20 protein-coding genes and 1 tRNA gene are annotated in these 22,897 nt (G+C 71.3%); 7 read left to right on the top strand and 14 right to left on the bottom strand.

Annotated features, from left to right (window positions below; all coding sequences use genetic code 11):
* Positions 1–43 precede the first annotated feature (43 nt).
* Positions 44–1,831, top strand: coding sequence for a helix-turn-helix domain-containing protein (locus tag G5V58_RS25465; RefSeq protein WP_196240539.1), 1,788 nt, complete (start codon positions 44–46; stop codon positions 1,829–1,831).
* 61 nt (positions 1,832–1,892) lie between these two features.
* Here the strand turns inward: G5V58_RS25465 and G5V58_RS25460 are convergent, their stop codons facing one another.
* Both G5V58_RS25460 and G5V58_RS25455 read right to left on the bottom strand, forming a co-directional pair.
* Positions 1,893–2,987, bottom strand: coding sequence for a hypothetical protein (locus G5V58_RS25460; protein ID WP_165238412.1), 1,095 nt, complete (start codon positions 2,985–2,987; stop codon positions 1,893–1,895).
* A 218-nt stretch (positions 2,988–3,205) separates the two neighbouring features.
* On the bottom strand, positions 3,206–3,439 hold the full coding sequence (locus tag G5V58_RS25455; RefSeq protein WP_230487415.1) for a flavin reductase family protein: 234 nt from the start codon (positions 3,437–3,439) through the stop codon (positions 3,206–3,208).
* A 62-nt stretch (positions 3,440–3,501) separates the two neighbouring features.
* Between G5V58_RS25455 and G5V58_RS25450 the strand changes: the two genes are divergently transcribed.
* Positions 3,502–4,014 (top strand): acyl-CoA dehydrogenase family protein, encoded by a 513-nt coding sequence (locus tag G5V58_RS25450; protein WP_165238410.1) that lies wholly within the window; start codon positions 3,502–3,504, stop codon positions 4,012–4,014.
* Positions 4,015–4,116: 102 nt separating this feature from the next.
* Here G5V58_RS25450 and G5V58_RS25445 read toward each other — a convergent pair.
* Positions 4,117–4,197 (bottom strand) — tRNA-Tyr (locus G5V58_RS25445).
* A gap of 92 nt (positions 4,198–4,289) precedes the next feature.
* Here G5V58_RS25445 and G5V58_RS25440 point away from each other — a divergent pair.
* Both G5V58_RS25440 and G5V58_RS25435 read left to right on the top strand, forming a co-directional pair.
* Positions 4,290–4,781: a YajQ family cyclic di-GMP-binding protein gene (locus G5V58_RS25440; protein WP_165238408.1), complete on the top strand. Its 492-nt coding sequence runs from the start codon at positions 4,290–4,292 to the stop codon at positions 4,779–4,781.
* Between the two features lie 7 nt (positions 4,782–4,788).
* Positions 4,789–5,910 (top strand): lanthionine synthetase LanC family protein, encoded by a 1,122-nt coding sequence (locus tag G5V58_RS25435; RefSeq protein WP_165238406.1) that lies wholly within the window; start codon positions 4,789–4,791, stop codon positions 5,908–5,910.
* Here G5V58_RS25435 and G5V58_RS25430 read toward each other — a convergent pair.
* The 5 genes from G5V58_RS25430 to G5V58_RS25410 are packed head-to-tail and all read right to left on the bottom strand — an operon-like array spanning position 5,879 to position 10,750.
* Entirely contained in the window at positions 5,879–7,003 is a 1,125-nt protein-coding gene (locus G5V58_RS25430) for a geranylgeranyl reductase family protein (protein ID WP_165238404.1), read from the bottom strand. The genes G5V58_RS25435 and G5V58_RS25430 overlap by 32 nt on opposite strands.
* A 30-nt stretch (positions 7,004–7,033) precedes the next feature.
* Complete coding sequence (locus G5V58_RS25425) at positions 7,034–8,005, bottom strand: sulfate/molybdate ABC transporter ATP-binding protein (RefSeq protein ID WP_165238402.1); 972 nt, start codon at positions 8,003–8,005, stop codon at positions 7,034–7,036.
* Positions 8,002–8,874, bottom strand: a complete 873-nt coding sequence (locus tag G5V58_RS25420; protein ID WP_165238400.1) for a sulfate ABC transporter permease — start codon at positions 8,872–8,874, stop codon at positions 8,002–8,004. The genes G5V58_RS25425 and G5V58_RS25420 overlap by 4 nt, the downstream gene beginning before the upstream one ends.
* Positions 8,867–9,718, bottom strand: coding sequence for a sulfate ABC transporter permease subunit CysT (gene cysT / locus G5V58_RS25415; protein WP_165238398.1), 852 nt, complete (start codon positions 9,716–9,718; stop codon positions 8,867–8,869). The genes G5V58_RS25420 and cysT overlap by 8 nt, the downstream gene beginning before the upstream one ends.
* A 6-nt stretch (positions 9,719–9,724) precedes the next feature.
* A complete protein-coding gene (locus G5V58_RS25410) occupies positions 9,725–10,750 on the bottom strand; it encodes a sulfate ABC transporter substrate-binding protein (protein WP_165238396.1) in 1,026 nt (341 codons plus the stop codon).
* A 234-nt stretch (positions 10,751–10,984) separates the two neighbouring features.
* Here G5V58_RS25410 and G5V58_RS25405 point away from each other — a divergent pair, with 234 nt between their 5' ends.
* Complete coding sequence (locus tag G5V58_RS25405) at positions 10,985–12,913, top strand: 2-oxoacid:acceptor oxidoreductase subunit alpha (RefSeq protein ID WP_196240538.1); 1,929 nt, start codon at positions 10,985–10,987, stop codon at positions 12,911–12,913.
* Entirely contained in the window at positions 12,910–13,992 is a 1,083-nt protein-coding gene (locus G5V58_RS25400) for a 2-oxoacid:ferredoxin oxidoreductase subunit beta (protein ID WP_165238392.1), read from the top strand. Before G5V58_RS25405 ends, G5V58_RS25400 begins: the two co-directional genes overlap by 4 nt.
* An 83-nt stretch (positions 13,993–14,075) precedes the next feature.
* On the opposite strand, the gene G5V58_RS25395 is transcribed toward G5V58_RS25400, so the two are convergent.
* A complete protein-coding gene (locus G5V58_RS25395) occupies positions 14,076–14,459 on the bottom strand; it encodes a hypothetical protein (RefSeq protein WP_165238390.1) in 384 nt (127 codons plus the stop codon).
* Positions 14,460–14,575: 116 nt separating this feature from the next.
* On the opposite strand from G5V58_RS25395, the gene rarD reads away from it, so the two are divergent.
* Positions 14,576–15,484 carry an EamA family transporter RarD gene (rarD, locus tag G5V58_RS25390; protein WP_165238388.1) on the top strand — a complete coding sequence of 303 codons (909 nt, stop codon included), beginning with the start codon at positions 14,576–14,578 and terminating at the stop codon, positions 15,482–15,484.
* Here the strand turns inward: rarD and G5V58_RS25385 are convergent.
* The 5 genes from G5V58_RS25385 to nuoL form a co-directional block, all read right to left on the bottom strand.
* Entirely contained in the window at positions 15,481–16,752 is a 1,272-nt protein-coding gene (locus G5V58_RS25385) for a choice-of-anchor Q domain-containing protein (RefSeq protein ID WP_165238386.1), read from the bottom strand. The two genes, rarD and G5V58_RS25385, sit on opposite strands and share 4 nt — an antisense overlap.
* 47 nt (positions 16,753–16,799) lie before the next feature.
* Positions 16,800–17,732, bottom strand: coding sequence for a polyprenyl synthetase family protein (locus tag G5V58_RS25380; protein ID WP_165239688.1), 933 nt, complete (start codon positions 17,730–17,732; stop codon positions 16,800–16,802).
* Positions 17,733–17,803: 71 nt separating this feature from the next.
* Positions 17,804–19,390: an NADH-quinone oxidoreductase subunit NuoN gene (gene nuoN / locus G5V58_RS25375; protein WP_165238384.1), complete on the bottom strand. Its 1,587-nt coding sequence runs from the start codon at positions 19,388–19,390 to the stop codon at positions 17,804–17,806.
* Position 19,391: 1 nt separating this feature from the next.
* Entirely contained in the window at positions 19,392–20,945 is a 1,554-nt protein-coding gene (locus tag G5V58_RS25370) for an NADH-quinone oxidoreductase subunit M (protein ID WP_165238382.1), read from the bottom strand.
* Positions 20,942–22,882: an NADH-quinone oxidoreductase subunit L gene (nuoL, locus tag G5V58_RS25365; RefSeq protein WP_165238380.1), complete on the bottom strand. Its 1,941-nt coding sequence runs from the start codon at positions 22,880–22,882 to the stop codon at positions 20,942–20,944. Before nuoL ends, G5V58_RS25370 begins: the two co-directional genes overlap by 4 nt.
* Positions 22,883–22,897 lie beyond the last annotated feature (15 nt).

The raw sequence follows: 22,897 nt of genomic DNA, 5'->3' as shown, positions 1-22,897 counted from the left end.
ACGAGGGTGGAAGAACCCTCCACCGCTGCGGCAGACTGCGCCGGTGACGACGACCGACGACGACCGGTACCGGACCGCCAGCCCCGACCTCGCGTCGTACCGGATCCGCCGCGAGCGCGAGCTGAGCTCCCTCTACGCCACCGCCCGGTCGCTGACCGCGCTCGGGGAGATCGACGTGGTCCTCGACTCGATCGTGCGGCAGGCGCACGAGCTGATCGGCACCGACTTCACCTACCTCTCGCTGCTCGACGACGACGGCGAGCTGGTCCTGCAGGCCTCGGAGGGCCTGATCTCGTCCTCGTTCAGCGCGGCCCGGGTGCCGGCCGGGACCGGCGTGGGCGGGCGCGTGATCGCGACCGGGGCCCCGGCCTGGGTGAGCAACTACCTGGCCACCCAGGACGTCCCGCACCACGACGCGTTCGACGACCTGGTGCTGCCCGAGGGGATGGTCGCGCTGCTCGGCGTGCCGCTGCTGGTCGGCGAGGAGGTGGTCGGTGCGCTGTTCGCGGCCGACCGCACCGAGCGGCCCTTCGAGCACGACGAGGTGGCGCTGCTGAGCGCGTTCGCCGACCACGCCGCCGTCGCCCTCAACAACGCCCGGCTGTACGCCGAGAGCCGCTCCGCGCTCGCCGAACTGCAGGCGGCGTACCGCACCATCGAGCAGCAGGTCGCCGTCGTGGAGCGCGCGCAGTCGGTGCACGAGTCCCTGACCGGCGTCGTGCTCAAGGGCGGTGGCGCTGCCGAGGTCGCCCAGCTGCTCGTGGACCACCTGCAGGGCGCGGTGACGGTCTTCGACCGCACCGGCGCGGTCATCGCCCAGGGCCGGCACGAGGGCGGCGTGAAGCAGCCGGACCGGCGGCCCTCGCCGGACGCCGTCGAGCAGGCCCGCCGCTCGGGGCGGTGGGCGACCACCACCGACAGCACCGGCCTGTGGCACAGCGCCGCCACCATCCAGGCCGGCGACACCCACCTGGGCGCGCTGCTGCTCACCCGCGAGCACGAGCCGGCGCCGATCGACGTGCGCACCCTCGAGCGGGCCGCCCAGATCATGGGGCTGCTCATCCTCAAGGAGACCGCGGTCGCGGAGGCCGAGGAGCGCGTGAGTGGCGAGCTGCTCACCGAGCTGCTGGTCTCCACCACCCCGACCAACCCGACCCGCCGCGCCCGCGCCCAGGCCCGCGGCGTCGACATCACCGCCCTCGACACCCTCGTCGTCGCCGAGTCCACGGGGCGCACCCTGTCCGAGGTCAGCCGCCGCCTGCACGCCCTGTCGACCTCCCACGGCGGCCTGGCCGGCGAGCACCTCGGTCGAGCCACCCTCCTCCTCGCCGGCGGCGACGCCGAGACCACCGCCGAGACCGTCCACGCCCGGCTGCGCCGCGAGCTCGGCACCCCCGTGCGGGTCGTCGCCGAGAGCGTCGTCGACGGCGCGTGGGGCCGCGCCTTCGACCGCGCCAGCCGCTGCTGCGACCTGATGGCCACCCTCGGCGTCACCGACCAGGGCGCCACCGCCGAGCAGTACGCCATGTTCGCCCTGCTCTTCGACCCCGACCGCGCCGACGACCTCGACCGCTTCTTCGCCGACTCCCTCGCCCCGCTCCTCGCCTACGACACCCGCCGCTCGACGCAGCTGGTCGCCACGCTCACGGCGTACTTCCAGCACGGGGGGAACCTGACCCGCACCGCCGCCGCGCTGCACGTGCACCTCAACACGCTGCTCAAGCGGCTCGAGCGCGTCGACAGTGTCCTCGGCGACGACTGGCGCACTCCCGACCACGGGTTGCCGCTGCAGGTCGCGCTGCGGCTGCACGCCCTGCGCACCGGCGCCTGAACGCACCGAGCCCGGCACCTCGCGGTGCCGGGCTCGGCTCAGGTCGTGCGTCGCTGGGACGTCAGGAGCAGGGCAGGTACGACTGCTCCACCGTCGCGGTGCCGCCACCCTTGGTGGGCTTGTCCGCGCGATGCGCGTGGTGCTTCTTCGCGGGCTTCTTCTTGACGAGCGTGAGCTTCACCTCGACCGCTGCGGCCTTGCTCGGGTCGAGCCCGGTCAGGGTCGTGGTGGTGGCCTTCTTCGGCTTCTTCACCGTGGCGACCTGCGTGCCGTTGACGAAGAACTGCGCCTTCTTGATCTTGCTCTTCTTGCCCTTGCCGACGGCCTTGGTCCAGGTCCCGGCGAGGGTGCCCGCCGTGCAGTCGCGACCCGCAGCCAGGGTGAGGTACTTGCCGCCGTCGCCGGTGGCGGCGCCCTGGGCGATGCCGGGCGTCTGCAGGGTGATGGTGGTCTTGGCCGAGCCGGTGGTCGACGTACGCGTGTTGGTCGGGCTGGCCGCATCGACCTGGTCCTGGTGGACGTACTGGGTGATGTAGTTGACACCGGCCGGCAGCAGCGCCGACGCCGTGCCCACACTGTGCGGTCCGCCGACGAAGTTGCCGACGAGCCTGACGGTGCTGAGGGAGGAGAGGGAGTTCGCGGTGATGCTCTGCACGACCCCGCCCCGCGCCTCGGTGGTCACGGTGACGTAGGCCGGGGCGACCAGGTCGAACTGGTACGTCGTCTGGCCACCGATGTTCGCGGAGACCTTGCACGTCTGAGCGGCACCCAGGGCGGCGTTCACCGAGGCGGAGTAGCTGGTGTCGATGACGACCTGGCTCAGCTGCCCCGCCGCCTGGGTCGCCGTCACGGTGCTCGTCGCGGACGCCGTCACCGTGGTGACCTCGCCGGGAGAGCCGGCCTTGGTGACGGTGTTCGCGTACGACAGGCTCGCGGTCTTGGCGGCGCCGTCGGCCGCCAGCGGCACGGTCTGGTCCGGCGAGGTGTCCGCCGCGGAGTCGGTGCAGGCGGCGTCCTTGGTGGAGCCGAGGCCGACCATGGTGGTCCCGGTGATGACCGCCGCCTGCGCGGCGGGCGCCATGGCGACGAGCGTCGCCGCGGCCAGGGCCGAGGTCGTGGTGAGGGCCGCGATCCGCGCGGCGCGTGAGAGGTGCATGCGAAAGCCTTTCGAAGAGGTGGCCGCACGCTAGCGTCCCGCGGTCCTCTCGTGCGACAGAACGACCGGGCCGGCCGGAGGGCGACGACACGAGAAGACCCCCACCGATCGGTGGGGGCCGTCTGCGCGAGTGGCCCCGCGACGTGGTCACAGCTCGGCGATGAGACCTGGCGCCGCAACCGGGTGCGGGTTGCGGCGCCAAGGGATGGGGGAGCGGATCAGGCGGGCTCGGAGAGGCTGCCGAAGGCGCTGCGGTGGAAGACGAGCGGCAGCGACGTGTCGGTGTGCTCCACGGCGTGCAGCTGGAGGATCACGATCGTGTGGTCACCGGCCTCGACCTCGTTGTAGATCGTGCAGTCGAACCGGGCCAGTCCCTCGTCGAGCGTGATGGCACCGTCCTCGGAGGAGGTGACCGGGACGTCGTCGAAGCGGTGCTCGACCGGCCCGGCCAGCCGGCGGCAGACGCGAGGAGTTCTTCGACCTGGGCGACCCAGACGACCAGCCGACCGGCTACATGGGCGCCTTCCTGCAGCTCTACCTGCAGGCGGTCACGGCCGGCATCCTGCGCAGCGTGCGCAACGACGCCGTGTCACTCGTCCAGCGGCGCGCCCGCAACTTCAGCCACGCCTCGAGCGGTTCAGCAGCCGACGACCGACAGGTCCTGCAGGTCGTCGGCGAGATCTCCGCGGATGCCTTCGCGGCCGAAGCCATCGTCCTCGCTGCCGCAGACGCCATCCAGGTGGCCTTCGACTCGGTCGTCGACGGCGCACCTGACCCGACGGCGGCCGAAGCCGCCCAGCTCGCTGCCGCGCAGGCCAAGATCGCGATCGACCGGTTCTCGTATGCGACCGCCGCCAAGCTCTTCGACGTCGGCGGCGCTTCGGCGACGCAGAAGGTCCACAACCTCGACCGGCACTGGCGCAACGCTCGGGTGGCTTCGACCCACAACCCGACCTTCCTCAAGGCATCCGCGGTCGGTGATCACCACGTCAACGGAGCGCCGTTCCCCGGCAACGCCTATTTCTGAGCCGGTCTGCAGCCCGCGGACGTGCGCCCTGCCATCCTGTCGTGAGCGCGACGATGGCGGCACACCTGGACGAGCCGAGGTGTGCCGCCATCAGCAACCACGTGGCAGGTGCAGGATTCGAACCTGCGAAGCTTTCGCGACGGATTTACAGTCCGCTCCCATTGGCCGCTCGGGCAACCTGCCTGGGTGCCGCCGGACCCGGGTTGGCGGGTCGACAACGGAGCGAAACAATAGCGCAGCGCAGACGGCGCGGAAGAATCGCAGGGAGCTGAGAGATGGCTGACTCGTCGTTCGACATCGTGAGCAAGATCGACCGCCAGGAGGTGGACAACGCGCTGGGGCAGACCGCGCGGGAGATCTCCACGCGGTTCGACTTCAAGGGGACCGGGGCCGCGATCGAGTGGCAGGGCGAGCAGGCGATCGAGATCAGCGCCTCCGCCGACGACCGCGCGACCGCGGTGCTCGACGTGTTCAAGCAGAAGCTGATCAAGCGCGACGTGTCCCTCAAGGTGCTGGACGCCTCCGAGCCGCGGCCGTCGGGCCAGCAGTCCAAGATCGGGATCACCCTCAAGGAGGGGATCAGCTCCGAGGACGCCAAGAAGATCACCAAGCTGATCCGCGACGACGGCCCCAAGGGCGTCAAGGCCCAGATCCAGGGTGACGAGCTGCGGGTGTCGTCGAAGAAGCGCGACGACCTCCAGGAGGTCCAGCGGCTCGTGCGCGAGCAGGACTACGACTTCGCGGTGCAGTTCACCAACTACCGCTGAGCCAGCGGTGGCCCGCGCGGTGGACGCGCTCGTCCGCGGCGCGGCCGAGTGGCTGCTGGGGCAGCCACCCCAGGGCGACTCGCTGTACCACGGGCGGGCCGGCGTCCTCCTCGCCCTGCTGGACGCGGCGCAGGCACTCTCTGACGAGCGCTACCGGTCGCGGGCGGACGTCCTGGCTAAGGAGCTCGCCGAGTCCGTGGACCGGACCGAGGACTCGTCGCTGTTCTTCGGGCTGACCGGCCACGCGGTCGCGCTGGACGCCGCGGGGCGGCCCGAGGACGCTGCGCGGGCCCTGGACCACGTGCGAGCGCGGTTCGACGGGGAGCGGTGGGGCCCGGTGTTCGAGCTGCTGGGCGGCAACGCCGGCATCGCGCTGAGCGCCTTGCGCGTGGGCGACGTCGACCTCGCGCTCGCCGCGGTGACGCCGTACGTCGCCACGGCGGACCGCACGCCGGGCGGCGTGAACTGGGCGGTACGCCCGTCACCGGCCCGCTCGCACCACGTGGCCCACGGGACCCTGGGCATCGTGCTGGCCCTGGCCCGGGTGGGCGCGGCCACCGGCCGGGACGACCTGGTGGACCTGGCGCTGGCGGGGGCAGCCGACGTGGTCGCGCGCAACGAGGCCGGTCCGGACGGCTTCCTCGTGCCGCACTCCGACCCGCCGCACCGGCCCGAGCTGATCGAGCGCTGGAGCCTGGGCTGGTGCAACGGCCCGACGGGGGACGCGCAGGTCTTCGCGGCGCTGCGCGACGTCACGGGCGACGACGCGTGGACGGCGCGGGCGGACGCCTGCTGGCACACGGTCACCACCTCGGGACTGCCGCGCCGGCTGCGGCCGGGGTTCTGGGACAACCACGGGCGCTGCTGCGGGACGGCCGGGGTGCTGGCGCTGGCTCTGGACCGCGGCGACCTGGCCTTCGCCGAGGTCCTGGTCGAGGACCTGCGCGCCCGCGCCCTCCACGACGAGGCGGGCGTCCGGTGGTCCAACCACGAGCACCGCGCCGACCCGCCCGACCTCGAGCCGCGCAGCGGCTGGGCCATGGGCAACGCCGGGATCCTCCTCGAGCTCCTGCGGTACGCCGCGCGGGCGCCGGGCCCTAGGACAGCAGCGGGCGGTCCGGGAGGCTGAGCAGCCCCAGGCCCGCCCGCACCGGCCGGCGCTCGACCGCCCGGGCCAGCGTGGTGTCGCCGCGGGTGATGCGGGCGAACTGGTGCCACCCCACCGACGTGGAGCGGATCAGCTCGTGGAACGCCCAGGGCCGGCGCTCGAACGCCCGCAGGCACCGCTCCCCCGCGGCCATCTCCGGCAGCAGCTCGACCGCGAGCCCCGCCCGGTAGCGCTCGACCGCTCCGTCCGGCCCGCCGGCCGCGGCCGCCCCGGCCAGGGCGCCGGAGCGGGTGGCGAAGGAGATGCCCTCGCGCGTCCAGGGCTCGAGCAGCCCGGCCGCGTCGCCGGCCAGCAGCACCCGGCCGCGGCCCAGCGGCGAGTCCGGCGTCCGGCAGCGGGTCAGGTGGCCGGAGTCGTGCACCACGCGGAGGCCGTCCAGGCCGAGGCGGGTGACCACGTCGCGCAGGTAGCGGCGGGTGGCGTCGCCGAGTCCGCGCGCCGCGATGACGCCGACGGTGAGCGTGTCGCCCTTCGGGAAGACCCAGGCGTAGGAGCCGGGCAGCGGCCCCCAGTCCAGGTGCACCCGGTCCGCCCACCGCTCGGCCTGGGGCCCCGCCTCCAGCTCCAGCTCGAGGCCGAGGTCCACGTGTCCCAGTCGTACGCCGACCTCGCGGGCCAGCCGGCTGGACGTGCCGTCGGCCGCGACGACCACACCGGCCCGGAACGAGCCCGCGTCGGTGGTCACGACGTCGTCGTCGAGGGACACGAACCGGCACGGCACCCGCACCTCGGCGCCGGCGGCGGCCGCCCGGTCCAGCAGCCAGACGTCCAGCTCGGGGCGGGTGACCATCTGCAGGCACGGCTCGTCGACCACCCGCGTGCGCCGGCGCCGGCCGTCCAGGGAGAGCGAGACGCGGGTGATGGCCGCGCGGACCGGCGGCGCCCCCGGCAGCGCCCGCAGCGACGGGCCGATCAGCCCGCCGCCGCAGGTCTTGTAGCGCGGGAACGCCGCCCGGTCGAGGACGACCACGCGGGCGCCGGCCTGCGCGGCCGCCCGGGCCGCGGACGACCCGGCCGGCCCCGCGCCGAGCACCGCGACGTCGTACTCCTCCACGGAGCCGACGCTAGACGCAGCCCGGGGAGGTCAGGCGGTCGCCATGCTGCGGACGCTCGTGGCGCCCTTGGCCGCGCTGAGCCAGACCGTGGCGCCCTCGACCACACCGACGTTGCGGGCCAGGGTGCGGGTCATGGTGACCAGCACGTCCGAGCCGTCCGTGGCGGTGACCGTGACCCGCACCTCGAAGCCGACCCGCAGGATCCGGGTCACCGTGCCCTGGACCGCGCCCGGCACCGGCTGGGTGGAGACGTCGATGTCGTGCGGCCGCACGGTCTGGTCGCCGAGGTCGGTGGTCTCGCCGAGGAAGCGCATCACGAAGTCGTTGGCCGGGTTGTCGTAGAGCTCGTCCGGGCTGCCGATCTGCTCCACCCGACCCTCGTTGATGACCACGATCTCGTCGGCGACCTCGAGGGCCTCCTCCTGGTCGTGGGTCACGAAGATCGTCGTGGTGTGCACCTCGTCGTGCAGGCGTCGCAGCCAGTCGCGCAGCTCCTTGCGGACCTTGGCGTCCAGCGCGCCGAACGGCTCGTCGAGCAGCAGCACGGTGGGCTCCACGGCCAGGGCCCGGGCCAGCGCCATGCGCTGGCGCTGACCGCCGGAGAGCTGGCTGGGCATCCGGTCGCGGAACTGCGACAGGTGCACCAGCTCGAGCAGCTCGTCGACCCGCTGGGCGATCTCGGCCTTGGGCCGCTTGCGGATCTCCAGGCCGAAGGCGACGTTCTTGGCCACCGTCATGTGCTTGAAGACGGCGTAGTGCTGGAACACGAAGCCGACGTTGCGCTTGCGCGCCGGCAGGTTGGTGGCCTCGCGGCCCTCGATGGTGACCGTGCCGCGGTCGGCGGTGTCGAGCCCGGCGATGACACGCAGCAGCGTGGACTTGCCGCCGCCCGAGGGGCCGAGCAGGGCGGTGAGCTGCCCGGTGGGCAGCGAGACGGTGACGTCGTCGAGCGCGACGAAGTCACCGAAGGTCTTGGTCAGACCGGAGACGTCGATGCTCATGCTTTCTCTCCCTGGGGGGCCGCCGCGGCGGCCGGGGTCTTGTGGTCCTTGGGCCGCAGCAGCGCGACGACGATCAAGCAGACGACCGCTACGGCGACGAGGATGAACGAGACGGCGTAGGCCGTCTGCTGCTCGAAGTTCTGGTACTTCTGCTGCACCAGGACCGGAGCGGTGGTGGTCTCGCCGCTGACGTTGCCGGCCACGACCTTGACGGCGCCGAACTCACCGAGCGACCGGGCCAGGCTGAGCACGACGCCGTACACGACGGCCCACTTGATGCCCGGCAGCGTGATCCGCCAGAAGGTCTGCCAGGCGTTGGCGCCGAGGCTGTTCGCGGCCTGCTCCTGGTCGTCGCCCATGTCCTCCAGGACGGGCACGACCTCGCGGATGACCAGTGGCAGCGCCACGAAGGCGGTGGCCATGATCATGCCCGGCTTGGCGAAGACGATCTGCAGCCCGTGGTCCTCGAGCGTGGGCCCGAACCAGCCGTAGCGGCCGTTGTAGACCAGGATCAGCGCGAGGCCGACCACGATCGGCGAGACCGCCAGCGGCAGGTCGATGAGCGCCGAGAGCACCCGCTTGCCGGGGAACTCGTAGCGCACCAGCAGCAGCGACATGCCCACGCCGAAGACCAGGTTGATCAGCACCGCGACGATCGCCACGGTGATGCTCAGCTTGAGCGCGTGGGTGACGTCGGGGTCGCTCAGCGCGTCCTGGAAGGCCTGCGTGCCGCCCTCGAACGTACGCCGGGCGATGAGCCCGGTGGGCCAGGCCACGAGGAAGAACAGGTAGCCGACGACGACCAGGCGCAGCACCCACTTGAGCGCGGGGCTGCCGGAGCCGACGACGGTGGACCGGGTGCTAGCCACGACGCGCCAACCTCCTCTGGATCAGGTCGAAGACCACGATCGCGACCAGCGCCACCAAGAGCAAGATGGTCGCGACGGCGGCCGCCGACTGCTGGTTGCCGCCCTCGATCGCGCTGTAGACCCGGACCGACGCGACCTCGGTGCGGTTGGGCAGGTTGCCGCTGAGCAGGACCAGCGAGCCGTACTCGCTGATGGCGCGCGCGAACGACAGCGTCGCGCCCGCGAAGATCGCCGGCGCCAGGGTCGGCAGGATGATCCGGCGGAACGTCGTCGCGCGGCTCGCCCCGAGGGACGCGGCCGCGTCCTCCACGTCGGTGTCCATCTCCTCCAGCACCGGCTGAACCGTGCGCACCACGAACGGGACGGTCACGAAGGCCAGGGCCAGGAACACCGCCTTGCGGGTGTTGTTCCACTCCAGGCCGAGCGGGCTCTGAGCGCCGTACAGGGAGAGCAGGACCAGACCGGCGACGATCGTCGGCATCGCGAACGGGATGTCGATGACCAGGTCGATGAGGGACTTGCCCGGGAACCGGTCCCGGACCAGGACCCAGGCGATGATCGTCCCCATCACGATGTTCACCGCGGTGACACCGAGGGAGCTGAAGACGGTCAGCTTGAGGGCGTTGAGCGTCTGCCGGTTGGTCAGCGCGTCCTTGAAGACCCCGAACCCGTCCTCGCCGGCCGTCGCGACGACGGCACAGAGGGGGATCAGGACCAGGAGGCTGAACCAGATCAGCGCGACGCCCAGACCGAGGGCGGAGCCCTTCGTCAGGTTGTGCCGCGAGGCCGACCGGCGCACGCGCGCCGGCCGGCCTCCCGCGACACTCGTGGTCGCAGTCGACATCGGTCGCTACTGACCCGCGTCGGCCTGGATCTTGGTCAGGATCCCGTCGTTCTCGTCGAAGAACTTCGTGTTGGCGTCCGCCCAGCCACCGAAGTCGTCGTCGATCGTCAGCAGCGTGCCCGGGGCCGGGAACGGGTCGCTCGGGTCATTGGCGCCCTCGACCTCGAGGTCGGGGACGTCGACGAGCGGGCGGTAGCCGGTCTCGGCGTACAGCTTCTGGCCGTCCTCGGACTTCTGGAAGTCCAGGAAGTCGGTCGCCGCCTGGGGCGCGTCCTTGAGGACGGCGCACGGGTTCTCGATCGAGAGGGTCTCGTCCGGGATCACGTAGTCGAAGTCCTGGCCGCTCTGGCGGGCGAGGATCGCCTCGTTCTCGTAGGAGAGCAGCACGTCGCCGGTGCCGCTGGTGAAGGCGGTGGTGGCGTCGCGGCCGCTGTCGGGCAGCGCGGCGACGTTGCCGAAGAACTTGGTCATGTAGTCCTGGGCGGCCTCGTCGCTGCCACCCTCGTCCTTCGCCGCGCCGTACGCCGCGAGGAGGTTCCACTTGGCCGAGCCCGAGGAGGCCGGGTTCGGGGTGACGATTCCGACGCCCGGCTGGATCAGGTCGTCCCAGCTCTCGATGCCCTTGGGGTTGCCCTTCTGGACCACGAAGACGACGACGGAGCTGGTGCAGATGCCCTTGGTGTCGTCGTCCTTCCAGTCGTCGGCCACGAGGCCCTCGTCGACCAGACGGGTCACGTCGGGCTCGAGGGAGAGGTGGACCTCGTCGGCCTTGGCCCCGGCGACCACGGCGCGGGACTGGTCGCCCGAGGCGCCGTAGGACTCCTTGAACTCCACGTCCTTGCCGGCGTCGGTCTTCTGGAAGGCGCTGATGACGCCCTTGTTCGCCTGCTCCAGCACGGAGTAGCCGACGATGTTGAGCGTGGTCCCGCTGCCACCGCTGCCCGAACCGCTGTCGGAGTCGTCTCCGCAGGCGGTGAGCGCGAGGCTGCCGGTGAGGGCGACGACCGCCGCGACCTTGAGCGTCTTGTTCATGTCTTCCTCTTCTGTGCACCCGGAGCCGCGTCCCGGACCGCGACCATTGACTCAGTAATCTGAAGCAGACTACTGGACTTAGCAGGGTTGGTGGCAAATGCCCGCCACGTGTCGCGCGTCACGCGCCCAGGGACAGAGACGAGTGGGGTCCCAGGCCGGCGCTGACTACCCTGAGAAGGGGTGCGCCCGGCTCTCGAGCGCGCGGTCGTCGAGGCACGAGGAAGTGGCAGGACGTTGTCCAAGCAGGTCAAGCAGCTCGACCGGGTCATCATCCGGTTCGCGGGCGACTCCGGTGACGGGATGCAGCTGACGGGTGACCGGTTCACCGCGGAGTCCGCGGCGTTCGGCAACGACCTGGTGACGCTGCCGAACTTCCCCGCCGAGATCCGCGCGCCACAGGGGACCCTGCCCGGCGTCTCGTCGTTCCAGGTCCACTTCGCCGACCACGACATCCTCACCGCGGGCGACGCTCCGGACGTGCTGGTGGCCATGAACCCGGCCGCGCTCAAGGCCAACGTGGGCGACCTGCCCAAGGGCGCCACGATCATCGTGGACACCGCCGACTTCACCGACCGCAACCTGACCAAGGCCGGCTACGCCTCCAACCCTCTCGACGAGGACGACACCTCGTTGGCCGAGTTCGCGTTGCACACCGTCGACCTGACCGGGATGACCGTGGCGGCGGTGAAGGAGTTCGGCCTGTCCCGCAAGGACGCCTCGCGGGCCAAGAACATGTTCGCCCTCGGGCTGCTGTCGTGGATGTACGGCCGCCCGACCGAGACCACCACGGCGTTCCTGGCCAAGCGGTTCGCCAAGGTCGAGGCGATCCGCGACGCCAACATCGCGGCGTTCAAGGCCGGCTGGAACTTCGGGGAGACCACCGAAGCGTTCTCGGTGCAGTACGAGGTGAAGCCGGCCCCCATGGCGGCCGGCACCTACCGCAACATCTCGGGCAACCTGGCCCTGGCCTACGGGCTGGTGGCCGGCGGGGTGCAGTCCGGGCTCGACATCGTGCTCGGCACCTACCCGATCACCCCGGCCTCCGACATCCTCCACGAGCTGAGCAAGCACAAGGCGTTCGGCGTGACGACGTTCCAGGCCGAGGACGAGATCGCGGGCATCGGCGCCGCGATCGGCGCGTCGTTCGCCGGCAAGCTCGGGGTCACCTCGACCTCCGGGCCCGGCATCGCGCTCAAGTCGGAGGCCATCGGGCTCGCGGTCATGACCGAGCTCCCGCTGGTCGTGGTCGACGTGCAGCGCGGCGGCCCGTCGACCGGGTTGCCGACCAAGACCGAGCAGGCCGACCTGCTCCAGGCCATGTTCGGGCGCAACGGCGAGGCCCCGGTCCCGATCGTGGCGCCGCAGTCACCCGGCGACTGCTTCGACGCCGCGCTCGAGGCGGTCCGGATCGCGGTCACCTACCGCACCCCGGTGATGCTGCTCTCCGACGGCTACCTGGCCAACGGCTCCGAGCCCTGGCGCATCCCCGAGGTCGACGACCTGCCCACGATCGACCCGGCGTTCGCCACCGAGCCCAACCACGAGACCGCCCAGGGCGACCCCGAGTTCTGGCCCTACCTCCGCGACGAGGAGACCCTGGCGCGGCCGTGGGCCGTGCCCGGCACGCCCGGCCTCGAGCACCGCATCGGCGGGCTGGAGAAGGGCGAGGGCCACGGCAACATCTCCTACGACCCGGCCAACCACGACCTCATGGTCCGCACCCGCCAGGCCAAGGTGGACCGGATCGCCGAGTCGCTGCCGCCGCTGCAGGTCGACGACCCGGTCGGGCCCGACGGGGAGCACGCCAAGGTCCTCGTCATCGGCTGGGGCTCGACGTACGGGCCGATCGGCGCCGGGGTGCGCCGGGTCCGCAAGGCCGGCTACCGGGTCGCCCAGGCTCACCTGCGCCACCTCAACCCCTTCCCCCAGGACCTCGGGGAGATCCTCAAGCGCTACGACAAGGTGCTCGTGCCCGAGATGAACCTCGGCCAGCTCGCGCTGCTGCTGCGCGGCAAGTACCTCGTCGACGCCATCGGCTACAACCAGGTCAACGGCATGCCGATCAAGGCCGCCGTCCTGGCCGACGCCATCGGGCACCTGGTGGCCGAGGCCGAGGGCATCGAGGTCTCCCTGACCACCGCCACCCAGGAAGCAGACGCATGAGCATCGATCTCGGCCTGCCCGGCCAGCGCTCCGGCATCGAGGGCGTCCCCACCTTCGACGGCCCGCAGAACGCCAAGGAGTACACCTCCGACCAGGAGGTCCGCTGGTGCCCCGGGTGCGGCGACTACGCCGTGCTCAAGGCGGTCCAGGGCTTCCTGCCCCAGCTGGGACTGCGCCGGGAGAACATCGTCTTCGTCTCCGGCATCGGCTGCAGCTCGCGGTTCCCCTACTACCTCGACACCTACGGCATGCACTCGATCCACGGTCGCGCGCCGTCGATCGCGACCGGCATCGCCACCGCGCGCGAGGACCTGTCGGTGTGGGTGGTCACCGGTGACGGCGACGCGCTGTCGATCGGCGGCAACCACCTCATCCACGCCCTGCGCCGCAACGTCAACATGACGATCCTGTTGTTCAACAACCGGATCTACGGGCTGACCAAGGGCCAGTACTCCCCCACCTCCGAGGCCGGCAAGGTCACCAAGTCCACCCCGATGGGCTCGGTCGACCACCCGTTCAACCCGGTCTCGCTGGCGCTGGGCGCCGAGGCGAGCTTCGTGGCCCGCACCATCGACTCCGACCGCAAGCACCTCACCGCGGTGCTGTCCGCGGCCGCCGCGCACCGCGGCACGTCGCTGGTCGAGATCTACCAGAACTGCCCGATCTTCAACGACGGCGCCTTCGACGCGATCAAGGGCGCCGACACCAAGGCCGACGCGATCATCCCGCTCGAGCACGGCCAGCCGATCCGCTTCGGTCTGGACGGTGCCAAGGGGATCGTCCGCGACTCCGAGACCGGCGGCGTGAAGGTCGCGTTGGTGGCCGACGTCGGCGAGGACGCCGTCCTGGTGCACGACGCGCACAATCCCGACCCGACGGTGGCGTTCGCGCTGTCGCGGCTGACCGACGCGGGCTACCTGCACCAGGCGCCGATCGGCATCTTCCGCCAGGTCGAGCGCCCGACGTACGACGACCAGGCGCGCGTCCAGGTCGCCACGGCCCAGGAGAGCGTCGCCGGCACCCGCCAGGACCGCCTCGCCGCGCTCATCGGCGGCGGCGACACCTGGACCGTCGTCTGAGGCACGCCCCACCCGGACAGAGCGAGGGCCCCCACCGCACGCGGTGGGGGCCCTCGTCGGCTCCTGGCCGCCTCAGTGCTGGATCAGTACGTGGTGATGCAGCCGAGGTTCGGGCTGGTGGTCTTCTTGTAGCCGTTCTTGGCCGGGACCTGGATCTTGAAGCAGGTCTTCTTGTTGCCGACCTGGTCGATCTTGACGTTGAACTTGCCCGAGCTCTTGGTCTTGAACGTCTTGTAGGCCTTGAACGGGCCACCGGAGACGTTGCGCAGGACCTTGACCTTGGTCTTGGGGGCGGTGGCGATCTTGCCCTTGACGTAGAACTTGTTGGTGTTGCCCTTCTCGTACCCCTGCGCCGTGATCTGGTGCTTGGTGGCCTTGGCCGCCTGCGAGGGCGAGACGAGGGCCTGGCCCATGGTGACGGCCATGATCAAGGCGACGAGGGCGCCGATGGTGCGAGCGAGCCGCATGGAGTTCCTCCCACTGTCCGGGTGCTGACTGGCTGAACCTTATCCCTCCTGGGGCATGCCCAAACGCCTCCGGGGGTGCCCTCTGGTCCACCTCGGAGCCCTACTAGCCTTCGGTCGTGACGGACCAGCGACGCGGGCTGCTGCTCGGCGTCGCGGCGTACGCCATGTGGGGCGGGTTCCCGCTCTACTGGCCCCACCTCGAGCCCGCGGGCGCTCTGGAGATCCTCGCCCACCGGGTCCTCTGGTCGCTGGTGACCATGGGCGTCCTGCTCGTCGTGCTGCGGCGCACTCGGCACTTCCGTGCCCTCTTCGAGTCCCGGCGCACCGTGCTCCTGCTCGCCGTGGCCGCGCTGACCATCACCGTGAACTGGGCGACCTACATCTGGGGCGTGAACAACGACCGGGTCGTGGAGACCTCGCTCGGCTACTTCGTGAACCCGCTCGTCACCGTGCTCATGGGCGTGCTCATCCTCGGCGAGCGGCTGCGGCCGCTGCAGTGGGCGGCCATCGGCGTGGCCACCCTGGCCGTCGTCGTGCTCACCGTCGACTACGGCCACCCACCGTGGGTCGCGCTCGTCCTGGCCTTCTCCTTCGGCACCTACGGCCTGTGCAAGAAGTCCGCCAACGTCGGCGCCGTGGAGTCCCTGGCCCTGGAGACGACGTTCATCGCGCCCTTCGCCGCGGCGTACGTCGTCTGGCTGACCGCCACCGGCGCCTCGAACTTCGGCAGCCACGGCGTCGGCCACGCGCTCCTGCTCGCCTCGTCCGGGCTGATCACCGCCGTGCCGCTCATCTGCTTCGGCGCCGCCGCCACCCGCGTCTCGATGGTCACCCTCGGGCTCCTGCAGTACCTCGCCCCCGTCATCCAGTTCGCCCTCGGCGTCCTGTACTTCCACGAGGACATGACCCCCGGCCGCTGGGCCGGCTTCGTCCTGGTCTGGGCCGCCCTCGCCGTCTTCACCGTCGAGGCGACCTCGCACCGGCGCCGGCAGCTGCGGCTGGCGGCGCTGGCGTCCGCGGCCTAGCGGCGCTTCTTCCGCACCTTCCAGGTGCACGTCGCCGGTGTGGCGTCGACGTTGCCCGCGGCGTCGCGGGCGGCGACGCTCAGCGTGTGCTTGCCGGGCCTGACCTTGACCGTGAACGGCGAGGTGCAGGGCCGGGCTGCCTTCTTATCCACCCGGCAGGTGAAGGTGGCGCCGGCCTCGCTCGCGGTGAAGGTGAAGCGCGCCTTCCGCTTGGTCGTGCGCTTCTTGGGCGTCTGGCCGAGTGCCGTGTCGGGCGCCGCGGTGTCGAGCGGCGGCGGGACCGGGCGGGCCGTCTCGTCGGCGCCGATGTCCACCGCCGGGCCCTGGAGCCGGGCCTGTCCGTCGAGGTCGGTGGCGCCGACGTAGCCGTCGCTCGTGCCGGCGTCGACCGTCGGCGAGGTCGCGGCCTCGTGGTAGGTCGTGGCGTCGGTGAAGACCGGCGCGGCGGTCTGGTTGGTGCCCGAGCCGGCCGGGGTCACGGTGCCGGCACCGCTGGTGGTCACCTTGTCGTAGTTGGAGCTCTGGGCCACGACCGTCACGGTGGTGGCGTCCGGCGTGGACGCGGCGATGTCCTCACCGCCGCCTGAGGCGATGACGTTGCGCAGGTCGACCGTGAGCTTGCCGCCGCCGCTGAGGCTGGCGGCCACGCCGGTGCCGAGCGGTCCGGTGGCGATGGCCGTGACGTTGCGCAGGCGCCAGGTGAGGTTGGCCATGGCGCCGGCGGAGCCACCGGCGGAGATGGCGATCGCATCGGCGCCGGTGGCCACGCACAGGGTGTCCCGGACGGTGTTGTTGAGCGCGAACTCGCACGCAGTGCCGCTGCTCGAGCGGACATCGACCCGCTCGACGATCCCGCTGGAGCTGACGCGCAGCCCCTGACCTGCGTTGGCGGAGTGCACGATGCTCAGGTCGCTCACCCGGGCCGGCGTGCCGGGCGCATCGCCCGACAGCTGCAGCGGGAAGGCGACGTTGCTCGAGATCACCGGCCGCGCCTGGCCCGCTGTGCCGTGCAGGTAGATCCCGTTGGCGTTGCTCAGCTGGGTCGTGGTCGCGTAGGTGCCTGGCGCGAGGACGACCTGATCGCCCGCTCCCGCGGACCCGACCGCCTTCTCGATGTTGCAGGCCGTGGCCGGCGTACCGCAGTCCAGGAGCCCGACCCCCGACGGCGAGGCGTAGAGCACTCCCGCGGCGTGGGCGGCGGGCGCCGGCAGCACGACGAGGGCACCGAGGGCGAGGAGCGGGGCGACGAGGAGCGACCGGGTCTGCACGGGAGGACCCTAGGGCACCTGACCACCCCAGGGGGTGACGTGCGCCGTCAGCTCGAGCGCGTCGCGACCGCGTCGGCGAAGGCCTCGAGCGCGTCGCGGACGGGGCCGGGCGGCAGGGCGGTGAGCAGCGCCTTGGCCTCGGCGGCGCGGTCGACGACGTAGGCGCTGGCCTGGGCCATGGCCGGGTGGGCACGCAGCAGGGCCAGGGCCTCGGCGTGCTCGGCGTCGTCGGTGAGCGGGCGGCCGAGCAGCGAGCGGAGGCGCTCGTCGGCGGGGTCGGTCGAGGCGGCGGCCATGAGCGAGGGGAGCGTGGGGACGCCCTCGCGCAAGTCGGTGCCTGGCGTCTTGCCGGACTCGACCGAGTCCGAGGCGATGTCGAGGATGTCGTCGGAGAGCTGGAAGGCGGAGCCGACGATCTCGCCGTACGCCGCGAGGGCCTCCTCGACCTCGGTGGGGGCACCGCCGAAGCGGGCGCCGTAGCGCGCGGAGGTGGCGATGAGCGAGCCGGTCTTGCCGGCCACGACCTCGAGGTAGTGCTGGAGCGGGTCGTCGTCGGGGCCGGGGGCGACGGTCTCGAGGATCTGGCCCTCGACCAGGCGGGAGAAGGTCTCGGCCTGGATGCGGACGGCGTCGGGGCCGAGGGTGGCGGTGAGCTCGGAGGACTTGGCGAAGAGGAAGTCGCCGGTGAGGATCGCGACCAGGTTGTCCCAGCGGGCGTTGGCCGAGGCGGCCCCGCGGCGCAGGGCGGCCTCGTCCATCACGTCGTCGTGGTAGAGCGAGCCGACGTGGGTGATCTCCACGACGCAGGCGGCGGTGACGACCTCGTCGGCCAGCGGGTGCGGGCCGGCCTCAGCCGCCAGCAGCACGAGCAGCGGGCGGAACCGCTTGCCGCCGGCGTCCAGCAGGTGCGAGGCCGCGCCGGTGACGAACGGGAAGCGGCTCTGCACGTGGCCGTACAGCGCCTTCTCGACCTCGTCCATGCGGGCGCGCAGCCGCGCCTCGAGGTCGGGATCGGTGACGGGCAGGGCCAGCCCAGCACCGCTGGAAGAGCTCACCTGATGAATGATCCCGCATTTCCGGCCAGGTCGAGAACCGGACCGGGAACGATGCCCAGGGCCAGCGTCAGCACGACGCAGACGCCGATGGTGGCGGTGGTCAGCAGCGACGGGGTCGTCACGGCCGCCGGCTCGGCCGAGGGCTCGTCGAAGAACATCAGCAGGATCACGCGGACGTAGAAGAACACCGAGACGATGCTGGCCGCGATGGCCACGAGCACCACCGGCCACGCGCCGGCCGACAGGGCGACCGCGAAGACCGCCCACTTGCCGACGAAGCCACCGGTGAGCGGGATGCCCGCCATCGACAGCAACAGGAAGCCGAACGCGCCGGCCACCAGCGGCGAGCGCTTGCCGAGCCCGCGCCACTTGTCGAAGGCCGTGGCCTCGCCGCCGGCGTCGCGGACCAGGGTGACGATGGCGAAGGTGCCGACCGTGGCCGGGCCGTACGTCGCGAGGTAGAACAGCACCGCCTGCAGCGAGGTGATCTCGTCGGTGCCGAGCGCCGAGGCGGCCTGGACGCCGAGCAGCCCGGTGAGCAGGAAGCCGGTGTGGGCCACCGAGGAGTAGGCCAGCATGCGCTTCACGTCGGTCTGGACGACCGCGAGGATCGCGCCGACGAGCATGGTGAGGATCGCGATGATCCACAGCATCGGCTGCCAGTCCCAGCGGTCGGCGCCGAAGGCGACGTAGAACAACCGCAGCAGCGCGCCGAAGGCGGCGATCTTGGTGCAGGCGGCCATGAACGCCGTGACCGCGGTGGGCGCGCCCTGGTAGACGTCCGGCGTCCACGACTGGAACGGCACCGCGCCCACCTTGAACAGCAGCCCGACGGCCAGCATGCCCATGCCGATGAGCAGCAGGGTGTCGTTGGAGGCGTCGTTGCGCACGGCTTCGTTGATGTCGGCGAACTGCATGGAGCCGGCGAAGCCGTAGATCAGCGCGACGCCGTAGAGGAAGAAGCCGGAGGAGAACGCGCCGAGCAGGAAGTACTTGAGCGCGGCCTCCTGCGAGAGCAGCCGGCGCCGGCGGGCGAGCCCGCACAGCAGGTAGAGCGGCAGCGACAGCACCTCGAGGGCCACGAACATGGTGAGCAGGTCGTTGGCCGTCGGGAAGAGCATCATGCCGCCGACCGCGAACATCAGCAGCGGGTAGACCTCGGTGTGGTCGAGCCCGCGGGTCGAGGCCTCGCGCTCGGCCTCGGTGCCGGGCAGCGCCGCGGCCTGGCCGGCGAACGCCGAGACGCCCGCCTCGAGTCGGCGCTCGGCGAAGAGGAGCACGCCGCCGATGGCGAAGACCAGGACCAGGCCCCAGAGGTAGACCGCGGGGCCGTCGACGGCGAGCGTGCCCTCGACGGCGAGCTTGCCGCGGGCCACGCCCTTGCCGAGCTCGCCGAGGCCGGAGCCGACGTAGATCGAGCCGCCGAGGGCGACCACGAGGCCGGCGGTGGCTAGCCCGGCCTGGGTGAGGTACCGGCGCTCGCGCGGGACGAAGGCCTCGACGACCACGCCGAGCGCGGCGACGCCGAAGACCACGAGCATCGGCCAGAGCTCGGCGTACTGGATGGTGGGCTTGTCGAACATGTCAGTGGTCACCCTCGCTGGAGGCGGCGTCGACGGGGACCCGGGGTCCGTCGTCGGGTACGCCGGTCTGCTGGAGCAGCTGCTCGGAGAACGGGTTGCTCACGTCGAGCAGCGGGCCGGGCACGAACCCGAAGAACACCAGCGCCAGCATGAGCGGGACCAGGACCAGCACCTCGCGGCGGCCCAGGTCGGCCACGCCCGCGCCGCCGGCGGCCACGTCGGTGTCCAGCGACTCGGGGTTCGGGCCGGTGAACATCTTCTGGTAGGCCCAGAGCATGTAGATCGCGGCCAGCACGATGCCGGTCACGGCGATCGCGCCGACGTACCAGCGGTAGTCGAAGGCCGAGATCAGCACCAGCATCTCGGAGACGAACTGGCTGAGCCCCGGCAGCCCGGCGGTGGCCAGCGCCGCCACCAGGAACAGCCCGGCGGTCACCGGGGTGACCTTCTCCAGCCCGCCCATCCGCGAGATGAGCGTGGTGCCGCGGCGGCGGATGAGGAAGCCCGCGATGAGGAACAGCGCGGCCGTCGCGATGCCGTGGTTGACCATGTAGAGGATCGAGCCGCTCGCGCCCTGGGTGGTGAAGACGAAGATGCCCAGGGTGATGAACCCGAAGTGGCTCAGCGAGGTCAGGCCGATCAGCCGCAGCACGTCGTCCTGGCCGATGGCCACGATCGCGCCGTAGACGATCGAGATCAGCGCGAGCACGACCACGAACGGCGTGGCCCAGTCGCTGGCCTCGGGGAAGAGCCCGAGGCAGAAGCGCAGCATCCCGAAGGTGCCGATCTTGTCCAGCACGCAGACCAGCAGCACCGACGTGGCCGGCGTGGCCTGCTCGGTGGTGTCGGCCAGCCAGGTGTGCACCGGGAACAGCGGCGCCTTGACCGCGAACGCGATGAAGAACCCGGCGAACAGCCACCGACCGGCGCTGGTCGAGATGTCGAGCTGGGCCAGGTCGTCGTAGAGGTACGACGGGGAGCCGGCGTCGGCCGAGACGACGTAGAGCCCGATGACCGAGCCGAGCAGCACCAGTCCGCCGCCGAGCTGGAACATCAGGAACTTCAGCGCGGCCGCCGAGCGCTTGGCGCGACCGAAGCCGCCGATGAGGAAGTACGCCGGGATCAGCGTGGCCTCGAAGACGACGTAGAAGAGGAACACGTCGGTGGCCAGGAAGACGACCAGCGAGAGCGCCTCGAGGGCCAGGGCCCAGGCGAACCAGCGCTTGGCGTCCTCCTCGGGGGCGTCGTTCCAGGCCGCGACCAGCACGATCGGCGTGAGCACCACGGTGAGCAGGACCAGGAGCAGTCCCAGCCCGTCGAGCCCCAGGGCGTAGTGCACCCCGAAGGCCGTGATCCAGTCGTGGGTCTCGTCGAGCTGGAAGCCGGAGCCGTCGCGGTCGAACTGCGTGGCCGCGACGATGGCCACGACCAGGGTCACCAGCGAGGCGACCACGGCGGTCTGCTTGGCCAGCGCGCCGCGCGGGCCGAAGGCCACCGCCAGCGCGCCCACCAGGGGGACCACCCAGAGGATGGTCAGGATCGGGAAGTCGTTCATGCCAGGTTCACCGCCAGCAGCGCGAGGACGACGAGGAGCACGCCGCCGAGCAGGGACAGGGCGTAGGAGCGGACGAAGCCGTTCTGTGCGCGGCGCACGAGCGTGCCCACCCCGTTGACGGTCAGCGCCCCACCGCGGAACAGGCCGTCCACGACGCTCCGGTCGAAGACCAGCAGGCCACCGGTCAGCCGCTTGCCGGGCTTGACCACGAGCTCGTCGTTGATCGCGTCGCCGTAGATGTCGCGACGGGCCGCACGGGTCACGAAGGAGACGTCCTGCGGCGCCTCGCGGGGCACGTCACGCTGCCCGACGAAGACGACCGCGACGGCCACGCCGATGACCACGACGACCAGCGCGAGCACGGTCACCACGATCGGTGCCAGCGGCGGGTCGGCGGCCTCCTCGAACCCGGTGACCGGCCCGAGCCAGTCGTGGATCCAGCCACCGGCGAGCATCAGCCCACCGAGCGCGGAGAGCGCGGCCAGCACCATCAGCGGGAAGGTCATGACCGCGGGCGACTCGTGCGGGTGCACGTCCTCGTCCCAGCGCTCCTTGCCGAAGTAGGTGAGCAGCATCAGTCGGGTCATGTAGAAGCCCGTGACGCCGGCCCCGAGCAGGGCGCAGATCCCGACGATCCAGTTGTGCTCCAGCGCGACCTCGATGATCTTGTCCTTGGACCAGAAGCCGGCGAACGGCGGGATGCCGATGATCGCGAGGTAGCCCAGCGCGAAGGTGATGAAGGTGATCGGCATCGCCTTGCGCAGTGCGCCGTAGTGGCGCATGTCCACGTCGTCGTTCATGCCGTGCATCACCGAGCCGGCGCCGAGGAACATGTTGGCCTTGAAGAAGCCGTGGGTGAGCAGGTGGAAGATCGCGAACGCGTAGCCGCCGACACCCAGCCCGGCGCCGAGCATCATGTAGCCGATCTGGCTCATGGTCGAGCCGGCCAGCGCCTTCTTGATGTCGTCCTTGGCGCACCCGATGACCGCACCCCACAGCAGCGTGACCGTGGCGACGATGACCACGACCGTCTGCGCGTCGGGGGCCCGCTCGAAGATGAAGTTCGAGCGGACGATCAGGTAGACGCCCGCGGTGACCATGGTCGCCGCGTGGATCAGGGCCGAGACCGGGGTCGGGCCCTCCATCGCGTCGAGCAGCCAGGCCTGCAGCGGCACCTGGGCGGACTTGCCGCACGCGCCCAGGAGCAGCAGCAGCCCGAGGGCGGTCATGGTCTTGTCGCTGGCGCCGTCGGCGTTCGCGCTGATGACCGTGAAGCTGGTCGAGCCGAAGGTGACGAAGGCCAGCATGATCGCGGTGGAGATGCCCATGTCACCGACGCGGTTGATGACGAAGGCCTTCTTGGCCGCCGCCGCCGCGGAGTGCTTGTGCTGCCAGAAGCCGATGAGGAGGTACGACGCGAGGCCGACGCCCTCCCAGCCGAGGAACAGCCCGAGGTAGTTCTCGCTCAGCACCAGCGTGAGCATCGCGGCCACGAACAGGTTGAGGTAGCCGAAGAACCGCACCCGCCGCGGGTCGTGCTCCATGTAGCCGATGGAGTAGACGTGGATGAGCGAGCCCACCCCGGTGATCAGCAGCAGGAACAGCGCCGTCAGCGGGTCGTAGAGCAGGTCCGCCCCGACGTGCAGCCCGCCGACGTCGATCCAGTCGTAGAGGTGCTGGCTGACCTGGCGGTCGCCCTCGTCGCGGCCGAGCAGCGTCACGAACATCGCCAGGCTGATCGCGAAGGAGCCGATCGGCATCAGCGTGCCGAGGAAGTGGCCGAACGCCGCGAAGGGCTTGGGCGCGAGCGCCCCGCCGATCAGCAGGATCGCCGCACCGGCCGCCGGCAGCGCGATGACCAGCCAGGCCAGGGAGAAGACACCGTCCGCGGTCGTCGGGTCGACGACCGGGATGCCTCCTTCGTGGAGTGTGAACATCGTGTGGGTCTGTCC

This window comes from Nocardioides anomalus (genome assembly GCF_011046535.1).
Classification (GTDB): Bacteria; Actinomycetota; Actinomycetes; order Propionibacteriales; family Nocardioidaceae; genus Nocardioides; species Nocardioides anomalus.
The sequence above is the reverse complement of the archived record's forward strand: the minus strand, read 5'-3'. Positions and strand labels throughout refer to the sequence as shown.